The 12,569-nt window shown below is 38.3% G+C and carries 7 protein-coding genes; 3 read left to right on the top strand and 4 right to left on the bottom strand.

Annotated features, from left to right (window positions below; all coding sequences use genetic code 11):
- Positions 1-30: 30 nt before the first annotated feature.
- Together Q4591_RS09775 and Q4591_RS09770 are read left to right on the top strand one after the other, a co-directional pair.
- The gene (locus tag Q4591_RS09775; RefSeq protein WP_303460836.1) at positions 31-1,671 is read left to right on the top strand and encodes a tryptophan halogenase family protein; all 1,641 of its coding nucleotides are present in this window, start codon (positions 31-33) and stop codon (positions 1,669-1,671) included.
- Between the two features lie 11 nt (positions 1,672-1,682).
- The gene (locus Q4591_RS09770; protein ID WP_303460834.1) at positions 1,683-2,477 is read left to right on the top strand and encodes a SapC family protein; all 795 of its coding nucleotides are present in this window, start codon (positions 1,683-1,685) and stop codon (positions 2,475-2,477) included.
- Between the two features lie 157 nt (positions 2,478-2,634).
- Here the strand turns inward: Q4591_RS09770 and Q4591_RS09765 are convergent, their stop codons facing one another.
- From Q4591_RS09765 to Q4591_RS09750, 4 genes are all read right to left on the bottom strand, one after another.
- Positions 2,635-4,005 carry an RICIN domain-containing protein gene (locus Q4591_RS09765; protein ID WP_303460833.1) on the bottom strand — a complete coding sequence of 457 codons (1,371 nt, stop codon included), beginning with the start codon at positions 4,003-4,005 and terminating at the stop codon, positions 2,635-2,637.
- Between the two features lie 175 nt (positions 4,006-4,180).
- Positions 4,181-6,610, bottom strand: coding sequence for an agarase (locus tag Q4591_RS09760; protein ID WP_303460831.1), 2,430 nt, complete (start codon positions 6,608-6,610; stop codon positions 4,181-4,183).
- 615 nt (positions 6,611-7,225) lie between these two features.
- Positions 7,226-7,843 carry a GntR family transcriptional regulator gene (locus Q4591_RS09755; protein WP_102435810.1) on the bottom strand — a complete coding sequence of 206 codons (618 nt, stop codon included), beginning with the start codon at positions 7,841-7,843 and terminating at the stop codon, positions 7,226-7,228.
- 338 nt (positions 7,844-8,181) lie between these two features.
- The gene (locus Q4591_RS09750) at positions 8,182-10,542 is read right to left on the bottom strand and encodes a beta-galactosidase (protein ID WP_303460828.1); all 2,361 of its coding nucleotides are present in this window, start codon (positions 10,540-10,542) and stop codon (positions 8,182-8,184) included.
- 420 nt (positions 10,543-10,962) lie between these two features.
- Here Q4591_RS09750 and Q4591_RS09745 point away from each other — a divergent pair, with 420 nt between their 5' ends.
- Positions 10,963-12,567: a sugar porter family MFS transporter gene (locus Q4591_RS09745; protein WP_102519600.1), complete on the top strand. Its 1,605-nt coding sequence runs from the start codon at positions 10,963-10,965 to the stop codon at positions 12,565-12,567.
- Positions 12,568-12,569: the final 2 nt, after the last annotated feature.

Here is a 12,569-nt window from a genome sequence, read left to right as displayed (position 1 = left end):
TAAATGACAAAACGAGAATTGGAGTAAATCATGTCTAAATCCTTAGCGAACAATCCAATCGACGAACAGCATCAGCAGCAGAATAAAACTATCGAGAATATCGTTATTGTAGGTGGGGGCACTGCTGGCTGGATAACAGCTGGCACGTTAGCGGCAAAGCTAAACAAGCAGCATGAAAAAAACTTTAGTATCACATTGGTTGAGTCAGCTAATGTGGCGCCCATTGGCGTGGGTGAGGGTACTTGGCCTACCATGCGCCGAACGCTAAAAAATATGGGAATTAGAGAAACCGATTTTATCCGCCAATGTCATGTGTCCTTTAAGCAAGGAGCTAAATTTTGCCAATGGGTCACCGGAAAGCAAGATGATTACTACTATCATCCTTTAATGCTTCCCGAAGGTGGTGAGCATGATAATCTGGCCGTACATTGGTTCAATATTCAATTTCCATATCATCAGGCTAATGAGGAATGGGTACCTAATCAAGCTTTGTCATTTTCAATGTGTTTAAGCCCTCAAGAAGCAATATGCCAAGCCGGATTAGCCCCTAAATTAATCACTACAGCAGAGTACGATGCTGTTGCTAATTATGCTTATCACTTAGATGCAGGTCGTTTTTCTAAGTTTTTAAAACAACACTGTATTAGCCAACTGAATGTTAACCATATTGTCGATGATGTTATTGCAATTAATAATGATGATAGTGGGGATATTCAATGTGTGACGACGGCGAAATCTGGTGATGTATATGGTGAGTTGTTTATAGATTGCAGTGGCTTTAAATCACTGCTGCTTGGGGAGCATTACCAAATACCATTTAAAAGCTGTAAAGACATATTATTCGTTGATAATGCTATTGCCGTTCAAGTGCCCTATGAAAACGAGCAAAGCCCCATTGCCTCACAAACCATTTCAACAGCGCAAACCGCAGGCTGGATTTGGGACATAGGTTTATCAAGTCGCCGAGGGGTAGGCCATGTTTATTCCAGTAAGTATATTTCAGAGCAAACGGCAATTGCTGAGCTTAAACAATATCTTGCGCCTTCAGTAAGCAATATTGATGAATTAACATTTCGTAAAATACCGATTAATCCAGGCTATCGAGAGCAATTTTGGCATCGCAATTGTGTCGCGGTGGGGTTATCTGCAGGTTTTTTAGAACCATTAGAAGCATCAGCACTGTTGTTAGTAGAGATCTCAGCCAACATGATAGCCCAGCAGTTACCTGTTAATCGTGCATGTATGGATATTGTAGCGAAGCGATTTAATCAAACCTTTACATACCGCTGGGAGAGGATCATAGATTTTCTAAAGCTGCATTATATGTTGACTCAGCGTGATGATAGCCAATTCTGGATAGATAATCGCCACCCAGACACTATTCCACAAAGCCTTAAAACATTACTGAGCTTATGGAAGTACCATATTCCAAGTGATAATGACTTTATCCATGCTACAGAAGTCTTTCCTGCTGCCAGTTATCAATATGTTCTTTATGGGATGGGGTTTAAAACTGAAGCGTCTCATCGGGGTTTAGCTGATACAGCACAAAAAGATGCTGCATTATTGTTTCAAAAAGTCGCATCTGACACCTCACAATTAACCGCTCATTTAATGTCAAATCGAGAACTATTAAAGTTAATCAATCAATACGGTTTACAACGAGTATAAAAGGAGCAACCGTGGACAATATCATTGTTGATAGTAACATCCATAAAAATACTAAAGTGTGCAGTGGCCATGGTAATCAATTTGGCGAAAATATTCACTTTGTGCCTGTCATAGCAGATGAGTTACGTAGCCTGATTTTGGAATACCCTTGCTGTTTACTAAAGGATAATCAAACGGGTCAATTTGGCTTGCATGCATTATTGGGCTTTGAATCCGGAGAGAACCTATTTTTAACTGCAGATGGCTGGAGCAGCCACTATATTCCCCTTCATATTCGTCGACAGCCTTTTATGGTCGGACGAATTGGCGAAAGCTCATCGCCTGCTAGTGCTGATAATACGGTATTAACTATTGATATGAATAGTAAGAGGGTTATTGAAGGCGATACAGCAGATAATGCCCACGCATTATTTGATGAAAACCAAAAGCCAACAGCCTATTTAACGGCAATGAGTAAGATGGTCTTTGAGCTTTCTCACGGCATATTGCGCACTGAGACATTTATTCAAACCCTTGCAGATAACGATTTAATTGAAGCAATTCAATTGGAGGTTACTATCAATAAAAAATTAACTGCAGCGAATCCATCGGCTTCACAACAAGTAGTGGACTCAACTTTAGCTACCCAAAAGGTTAACTTTGACGGTTTGTATGTAATCAATGAAAAAAAACTTGCTTGTCTTAGTGATGCCTTATTAGAGCAATTTCATCAAAATGGTTATCTGCAGGCTTGTCATTTAATGATGGCATCGATGGGACAAATTCAACATTTAATCACACTACGGAATAGCGCAAATCATGCTTAATGCTTAAGGTAAATTAACGTTTTACGCATTTAAGTCGGAATACCTCGATTTTATCGGGGTATTTTTATGCTTGATGGTTTAATGGAGTAAACACCCAAACTTCGTTATTTATAGTAAACATTGGGTGCACATTTTTTAGGATAGGTTACTTGAGAAACTATTGTGTTAATGAAAAGCGTTGGTTATCGCCATCATAGCAATTCCATTGGGTAAGGCTTGCACCATCAGATGTTACTTTACCCGCTATATCCAAACATTTATTACTGACCTTATTGCGAATCTCATATTGGTCATTGCCTTTGTCGATTAGATCCCACATTTGATTTTGGTTTGAACTGTTACAAACCCATTGCTGAATTTTGGCGCCATTAGCGGTTGAACCCGCTGATAAATCTAAACAAAGGTTACTCACTTTAGCCTTAATAGAATAGAAACCATTGGATAATTCAGTAAAACTAAATTGTTGGTCACTATTGTTGTTACTACAAGCTGTTTGTTGGTAAGTACTGCCGTTTGATTTTTTACTATCAACAACATCTACACATTTATTACTATGTTTTGCGACGACTTGATATTGAGTATTAGGATTGATGTCACCGCCAGTATTACCACCTGATGAACCATCACTCACTGGTTGATAGACGCGGATCCAATCTACATACATTTTGTTTTTACTGGCGTCAGCTAAATCTGCATTAGTGGCAATATTACCCGCTTCAGAACGCCAAGAGTGATCTTCAGTATCCAAAATAATGAACATTTCTTCGTTCATTGTATATTGGCTTTTGTTCATTATCGCGCCAGTGTAGTCTTTGTCTTTCATGACGACTTCATCCCATGAACCCTGTGGGGTTTCTTGGCCATCAATATAAAAGGTAACATCTGTTGGGCTTTTCCAATATGCACCGAACCGATGGAAACCTTCACGCCAATTGTTACCCCATACCGGTGTATTATGGGTTTGATCATTAAAGTCACTTCTGATGCTATTGTCATTGTTTCTTAAGAAAACATGAAAGTTAGTCGACATATTTTGTGCAAACCAGGTTTCACGTGCGCCGCCATATACTTCTAAAATATCAATTTCACGCTCATCATTTTCGCTTAGTAGCCAAAAGTTTGATGATAACTCTAGGTTACTCACCTTAATATTGGCTTCTAAGAAAATAGGGTACTTAACTTTAGTTTTTGAGGTAATAACACCTGCATTCACCAAGTCTGGTGCTTTGCGCGATGCGCTAATAATCAAATTACCATCAGACACCCAAGACTCTCCGCTGTTCCAACGTGTTAGTCCAGGTCCTTCCCATGCATTGAAATAGGTGTCATTCCATTTACTGTTAAATGTCGATGTCTTACCGTTATAGTTAAATGAATCTGAATATTGATCATTCAATTGCCAAACTAGCCCATTACCTGCAACTACTGGCAGTGGAATATCATCCCAATCAGCTGCATAAATTGAACTGGATAAAACACTCGTGCTTATTAACGCTGTTGCGCATACGAGATTTAAATGATGTTTCATATATTTCCCTTTCATTGTGGATCTTTATTATGGGTAAAGTTTGGACCTTAAGACTATTCCTGCCCCAACAGGAATAGATCTCACCACTGCGATAACGACGTAATATCACAATCGTAAGATGAGTTTGGGTGCAGTTTTCACTGCACCTAAAATATCGTTTAGTCTGTTATGTGTTTTATTCGCGAATGAGTTTTTTTGATTGTTCAAAATATTGCATTGAAACAGAGGTAACAAAGCCACCATCATCATCAAAAGTAATCTCTACTTGATTGTTTTGGTTTACATAGCTGTTGTTAATCGGAATTTCGATTAATCCGAAAAATTGTAGTCGACCATCCCCATTAGCATACTGATCGTAGCCACGGTAATCAGTATTGATAACAACGGGATTACCATTAACGGTAACGATCGGTTGTAGTGATTTACCGTGATCGCGTCCTAAGCCTATTCGTAATGACGCTTCACCATTGTCGGCAATAACAACATTATTAAGGTTAAAAGTCAGTGGGCTATCGGCAACAATACTTTGCTTATAAATGTCTGCGTAGTATTTGGTTTCATTCTGGCTATGCCCTTGAGTGATGAGCTTATTAAATGAGAGTTTAATAATTGTTGTGGCTTCTGCGCCGATAGTGAGTGATGCAATATCGGCGAGTAACTGCGGTTCAGTTTCAGTTAACACAGGGGTTTGATTGTCATGAGATAGCTGTTTAATACTAATTGCGCTTATGGATGTTTCATCAAATCCCAGTAGTGATAAATCAACAAGTTGTGCTGTTTGTTCCAAACTATTAATAATAAGGTAAGCATCGCTATTGCCCGCATCATTGGTATTAATGTATGCATCTAACTGAAAATCAGCATCAGTAGCAAAGCTATCAACTCGGGTTCCGTTAACTTCTGACCATAATTGGTAAAACTTCACCATTTCGGTATAAACGTATTCATCACCAGTTTGACCTGACGCCTCTTTATTTTGACGCATTAACCGAGTGTAATAGGGGACGGTTTCACTTAAGCGCCCCCATTCAGCTTTAACTGGGATAAACGGAATCGCCATTTCAATTTGGTTTGGACGCTCTAAAAACGACATCAATTGCCCGTTAATCGCTTTTAAATGATTCCAGTCACGCTGTGGTAACCAAGGTTGGTTAAACAGAGAATGCATTTGAGCGCCATACTCAGAAATGATAAAGGGTTTAACTTCTCCTAAAGACATCGCCATATATTGCTCAAGCATATCGAAAGTTGCTTCTATATTACTGCCCGTTCTTAACTCTTCTCTGTTTTGAAAAGAAGGGAAGTCATAAAGGTGTAGTGAAATAAAATCCATGTCTGCGCCAGCAACATCAATAAAGGCTTTATCCCTTAATTCCCAACGCTCAAAATTTTGTTTATCAAAATCAGGAAACGCAACCGTATAGCCGCCAATCAGCACATTATCGTTAGCGAAGACTTCATTGACTTTTACTGCTTTAATGGCTTTTGCAACGTTACTATGAAATTCAAATACTTTAGTTACTGTGGTTGGCTCTTCTGCATAATCAACTAAGTCGTATAGTGGCTCGTTCATCACTTCAATGTATTTAGGCTTAGGTTGTCCGTAGATATCAATGCCATCATTTTTGTTAAAGTATTTGGCAACAAATTGCCCCATATAATCACCGGTAGCGGTGCCAAAGGGCTCAGAGGCGCTGTCCTTTTGTGAAAATGACCAACCTTGCCCCGTATCTTTGCCATCAGGCCAATAAGGGTGTTGTTGCGCTGCAACGACCATATTTGGATTACGGTGTTCATGTTTGCGTTGGGTTTCTGATCTTGCATCGGTTGCAGTGCTATAGTTCCATCTTCTATTTCCGCCATTGTTGGTGGCCATTTGCGGGTCAACAAAGCCGCTGTTGATTGCTGATTCTGCCAATAGACTGAGTTGATAACGCATACCGCCAGTATCACGGCCAAAATACACATCGTAGTCTTCAACAAATTCAGTAATAAGATCGGCAGATTCATTGACACCTACGTTATACCAATCGTTTTCAGTATGTGAGGCATGAATGGTGATAAACTTTTCTCGCGAAAATTGATTAACCCCGTTAACGGAATGCTCAGTATCGAGGTTGAAATAAAGTTTTACATTTTCAGGCTCTATTTCGGCTTGGGTGGTTACAGTAAACGTAGTGGTAAATGTACCCACGGTCAGTTCTGTTAGCACGTCTGTGCTTGATGTTTCTGCAGATAATAGCTCTATTGCCACAGTGTCATTGGCTTTTACTGTGCCTTGTGTGTCTGTGAATTGAGCGCCATTAATGGAATATTTACCTTTGCTAATACTAATGTCGACGTCAGTATCAATGCCTGTTATGGAAACAGTATTAGACTTGATGAGGGTGTTAACTGCTACATCTGTTTGGTTGATAAAGTTAAATTCAACTGGGCTTGTGTCTGGGGTTACGGGTGGTGTAGCTGCCGGTGGCGTGGCTGTTGGTGGGCTAGCAGGCTCATCTGAGGAGCCGGTACAGGCCATTAAACTTGAACTTAATACCAATATAGCGAAGGCTTTATATATAAATGAATAGTTGGAAAAATGTTTATTGTCTTGTTTCATAGTGGTCACTTCAATTGTTATTACAAAATAAGGGATCAACGACTACGCAGACGACCATCTAATTCTTAATTATGTAAATCATAGATTGTGAACTAGATACAAACATGAATATCCCAAAGGTTACACAGATACACTAACATTATTTTTGGTGAATTGTTAACAATTAACCATAGATTTTGAGAGGTAAACTTTTAAGATATCTTCGCTACATTTAAGATCTTGAAAAATGTACTTAAAATTGTATTATACTTATGGGGGTTGAATTTAATTCATGTGAGTTTTATTTATTGGTTTGTAATTAAAGTACTTATTTGGATTTATATCGATGTAGTAAATTGTTTTCAATAACAATATTCGATATATACATTGCAACGACCATTGAAGTTAATAGTGAATCTGATGAGCAAACATTTTAGTCGATTGAAAGCGAGGAAGATTTCACTGTAGATGAACAGAGTTAATGAACAGAGTTAAACATAATCGTGGTAGCGAGGAAGTTACACCATTAATAATTTTAATCAATGAAATGAATGCTTGCCTGTGAATCGACTGAATTCAGCGTATTAAAAAAGGACAGTGGCAAACTGTCCTTTTGTTAGATTGAATTGGGGGGAGTTACTTGATATTCGCTTTGATGGCCTTAACTGCGCTGCTGATGTCGTCATCGCGTAATGCCTGTAAAATGCCTCTGTGCTCTTCTACACATTCTGAGCTAGTGGTAATACGTTTATAGTTAAGGCGCATACGCATGACGTATGGATACCAGATATTAACTAAATCTTCGCCACCTGCTTTATATATTAGGTAGTTATGGAACGAGATATCAACTTTTGTGACTTCAGTAAAATCTTCTCTATCAAAGGCTCCTTGTAACTCATCAAGAATCGTTTCCAATTGGGTTACATCATCTTCAGTTAATGGGTTATTTTTGAAATTTTCGATAGCATAGACTTCAATGTTACGACGCAGGTTAATCATCAGCTTTTGCAGCTTTGGCTCTAGAACACTGTTAACTGATGCACCACAGTTATTTTTAGATATCAGTAAACCTTCTTTGGTCAACTGTAAGATCACATCTCGAATCGGCCCGCGCGATAAACCAAAGCGTTTTGCTAACTCTTGCTCGTTAAGCTTAGTGTTTGGCGCTAAATCACCAGCAATAATATCTGAACGCAGTTGATCTGCAATTTGATCTTTAACTGAAAGAATTTTTGTCGGTTTTGCTGCAGCCATTGTTGTACCCAATTTTCATCATTATATACTAACATTCTAGACACTTAGTGAAATCATTACAATTGTCAAATGTCATATTGTTAATAATATACAGAATTATTTTCTGTAAGTTATTGATGTTAAATGATTCATTAGAATAATTTCTGTTATTTTATGAAAAACAATGCTCTGAAACCGTTTATTGTTAACAACAAACATAGTTGTTAAATAACTGACAGGGCAACTCTGGAGAACTAAGCAGATTTCAAACAATCAAAACGAGATTGGATAAAACTGAATGCTTCCTGGGGATAAGAAGCATTCATAAAACAAAGATTAAATTAACGCGGTTACTCTCTTCATTCTTGTTTACCAAACCTTCTTTGATACATATTGCCATTCACGGTTTTAGCCGCTTCAACCATAAATGGGTAAGGGGTGTCTGTAACTGAAATGAATCCGACATTGTAGTTTTCGCCATCATAAGCGCGACCAGTAATAGGTGAATCGATATACTGGAACCAATGCGCACCGATGAAGTAAGGGTTATCAATAACCGAATTCATATAATCTTGATACATCACGCCGCGGTCTTGCTGATCTGCAGCATGAATTAAACCAGGATGATATAAACCAGAATCTTTAGCGCCAATATGAAACTCACCAATGATGCTTGGCATGTCGATATCTTCGAGGAATTTCCAAGAATTTTTAGTCAGTCCTTCTTTATATGAATTAAAGCTCACGACATCAACAAATTTTGCTGAAGATTTAACGACTTCAATAGGCATTCCCCAATCAGGAAAGCGAGAGCCTAAATACATATGGTTTGGCATGTATTTTTGTAATGCTTTATCTACCGTGCTGAAGTACTTGTCAGCATAGGCTGAAAGTAATACGCCATAATCAGCTATTTGACGTTCGTTATTGATACTTGAATCAATGCCGCGGTCAAATGCTTCCCAACTGGTGAACTCTTTCTCCCAAACAGTATTCAGTGCTTGAATCTCACCATATTTTTGCTTCATGACTGCGGTGAATGCAGCTTTTGTTGGAACATCTTTGCCGTCACGTGTGAGTGTATTAACTACAATGCCGTAATGACTTTTGACGCTATCTGAACGGCCAAAACTTTTTTCATTATCGATGAATACGCCGACACACCAAGGATTATTTTTAACTTCTTCATAAACCACTTTCGCTGTTTCAAAAGCTCGGACTTCAAATTCAGGGTCAAATACATCTGGCATAGCCCCCCAAAAGTCATCACCACTTGACACTGTTTTGTAGTTACCAATAATCCATCCGTTAGCAAAATAGGGTATTTTATTGTTGTCGTAATATCGTGGATCAGTCCAGTTACCTAAAGATGTAAAACCCCAATCTAACATTCTGTTGATTGTTGTATCTTCCCAAGCTTGCATATAGCCTTGAGGCTGGTTGCCGTATTTACGTTCAAGGTTTGCAGAATAAAAGCTGTAAGTTTCACCATGTTTCAATGGCCCAGAATGTGCGCTTCTTCGATATCCAAAATGTTTGCCTAAAGGTTCGTTATATTTAGGTAACCAATTGAACATGTTTGCGCGAGTATCTGATGCTTTAAAACGACTGGCGATAGCAGCATCGGATACCCGATTTAATTTTTGTGAATCTTCTGGGGTGACATCAGCTTTAGTGCGTTGAACAATATTTTGTTGAGCGAAGTCATAACCTGTCATGGTTGATGAGTTTGATAATCGAATGATATCTAGGCCAGTGGCGAGATACAAGTAACCATCGGGATCAACTAATGACCACTTATCATTAACCTTTTCGGTTCTAAAATAGCCCGTTGCGGCTAGTTTAGGACCTGCTAGCCAGCCACCATATTGGCTCCTTCCATCAGCGACTTTTCCAGATAAGGTTTTTGCCTCAGCCACGCGTTGGTTTTCTAATTCAACTTCATTGTTTATCTTACCCACAAAATCTTCTGTGTTGTTCTGACCAAATTGATCAACGATGTGAGTTAAGAACTGTTTATTAAACTCAGGGTTTTGACGAATTCTAATGTTACTCAACAAAATTTCTTTATCATGTAAGTTACTTTGCACACTTAAACTAATTTTCGCGATGCCTTTGGTGTTGAGGTTCTTCTTGCCCCACATAGAGGTAAATTGTACTTCGTCACTTTCCCAAGTATCAGGGTTTGAACGTAAACCTGAATTAAAATTTAGTTCAACTTTATGATCGCCATCAGGAGTGGCTAAATCATGACCTGCCATTTTCGCATAATAGGTATTTGAGGTGCTGCCGACAGGAATATTGACTGTGCGAGTGTAATTAGCACCATCAATATCACTGATATCAAGGTAAAGCTGCACACTGTGCTTACCAGTATTGGCAATATCAAATGCGAGATTAAAGTCTTTTAACGCACTCCAATCCCACGGCGTATCAGGGTTAAAACTGATATTACTGTAACTATTATTTTCAGATTTAAACTTAACTGCGATAGCGCCATCATTAATCTGCGTATCTGCTGCAACGGTATTGATTAAATCGGTCTGCTGTTTATTAAAATCAATAAGTTGGATAGTTTGGCTAGCAGTTGAATCTATTTCTGATCTCGGAGTGACATTAAATGTCACTGATTCAGACTGACAACCGCTCAATGCAGCAATTATTGATGTCACTAATAAAGCACGCTTGGTTGACTCTATTGTTGACAGGGTCGAGCTCATTTTGTTTTTCATAACCACACACAATGTTAAATTTATTTTGTTAACAATCTACATTGCGAATGCTGTTGACGCAATAAGTTATTAATAGTTTGCGAGGATTCTTATTTAAAAAGCCGTATATTTGAAAATTGGAATATTTAACTAATACAACTAATAAAATAATTCGTTTCAACAAATTATACATATTATTCAGTGTAATACATTAAAAGTTTGGCTAAGTAAGTGGATAAGAAACAACGAGACAATTATTCTCTATAGTAAATTGTTAACAATAGTTGCTAAATCTTTGTTGTTAATGCTACTGTAATGTTAATGGTCGTTGAGTGACTAATTGTAACCGTCATTAAGATGACTAATGCGGAAAATTAACAGCTCATAAGCGGCATCATTACAAATTATTACTAAAAGATGGATACACATATGATTGCTAGAAGTCACAGCGTTTACTATTGTGCGTTGGTTGTTGCTATCGGAGGATTTATCTTCGGTCTCGATGCTGCACTAATATCAGGGACCGTTAGATTTGTTACCAGTGAATTTGGTTTATCTGATATGCAAATAGGAACCGTCGTAAGTGCCCCAGGTTTTGGTGTTATATTTGCTTTACTCATTACTGGTTTTGTTTGTGATAAAATCGGGCGTAAGAAAACCCTCGTACTGATTTCTTTTATTTACATTATCTCAGCTGTGTTATCTGTTATTGCGACCAGTTTCGAAGCACTGGTTATTGCCAGGTTTATAGGTGGATTAGCATTTACATCTTTATCTGTCGCCGCTATGTATATAGGCGAAATAGCACCATCCCATCTACGTGGCAAGCTAGTATCAATTATTCAAATTAATATCGTTGTGGGCTTATCATTAGCATATTTCGTTAATTATGGAATATTGTCTTTTTCAGAAAGTGGTCATCCATTGGTGACTTCACTAGGAATCGATACCCACACATGGCGTTGGATGTTGGCTGTTGAAATAATACCGGCCATCATTTGGTTTTTACTGTTACTGAATATTCCTCAAAGCCCACGCTGGTTAATCATGAAGCGTAAAGAAGTTAAAGCGAAAGAAATCATTAATCAATTCAACAATACGACCCATTGTGATGATGAAATCGCACAGATTAAAGCAAGCCTTAAAGATCACGATGAGAAAGCCTCGTTCATTGAACTATTTAAAAGTCTATTTGATACCAAAGTTAGATCGGTAATGATTATTGCGTTAACCATTGGTATTGTTCAACAAATTACCGGAATTAACGCCATCATGTTTTATGCCCCAACGGTATTTGAACAATTAGGTATTGGAACGGATGCTGCTTTCTTCCAAGCTGTTGTTGTGGGTTTAGTGAGCATTGTATTTACGATTGTTGCTATTTTACTTATCGATAAATTAGGGCGAAGACCTTTAGTGATCTGGGGTTTAGCAACCGCTACGGTAAGCTTGTTCGCTTGTTTTTGGGGATTTCACAGCGCGACATATACATTAACCGATCAAGCTTTAATTGCACTAGCTGCTGAAATTAATATTGGCGACTTATCGTCAATGGCTAATGTGGTATATCAAAGTGATGTCGAGTTTAAAGATGCCCTTATTCAAATAATGGGTGAGGCGGATGCCAAGCTCTATGAAAGTCAGATATTACAAAGTGCAGCCAGTATTAATGCAAACTTGATCATTGGCGGCATTATTGGCTTTATTGCTGCGTTTCATTTTTCAATTGGTCCAATCATGTGGGTGCTATTTTCTGAGATATTCCCTACTCACATTCGCGGTGTGGCAATTCCGGTATTTGCTTTCATAACCAGCTTTGTTAGCTATTTAGTACAACAGTTTTTCCCTTGGCAACTCAGTGTATTTGGCGCAGATGAAATATTCTTATTCTATGCCATCTGCGGTGCGATTGGTTTTGTGCTCTTGTATAAAATTATGCCAGAAACTAAGAACAAAACGATTGAAGAAATTGAAATGTTACTAGCAAGAGAATCTGAACCTGAAAACGTTACTTTGCTAAAAAGAGAAGCGTAACC

Origin of the sequence: Shewanella sp. 3_MG-2023 (genome assembly GCF_030548765.1) — a bacterium.
Lineage (GTDB): Bacteria > Pseudomonadota > Gammaproteobacteria > Enterobacterales > Shewanellaceae > Shewanella.
Note: the sequence above shows the minus strand (reverse complement) of the source record. Positions and strands in the feature narration are given on the sequence as shown.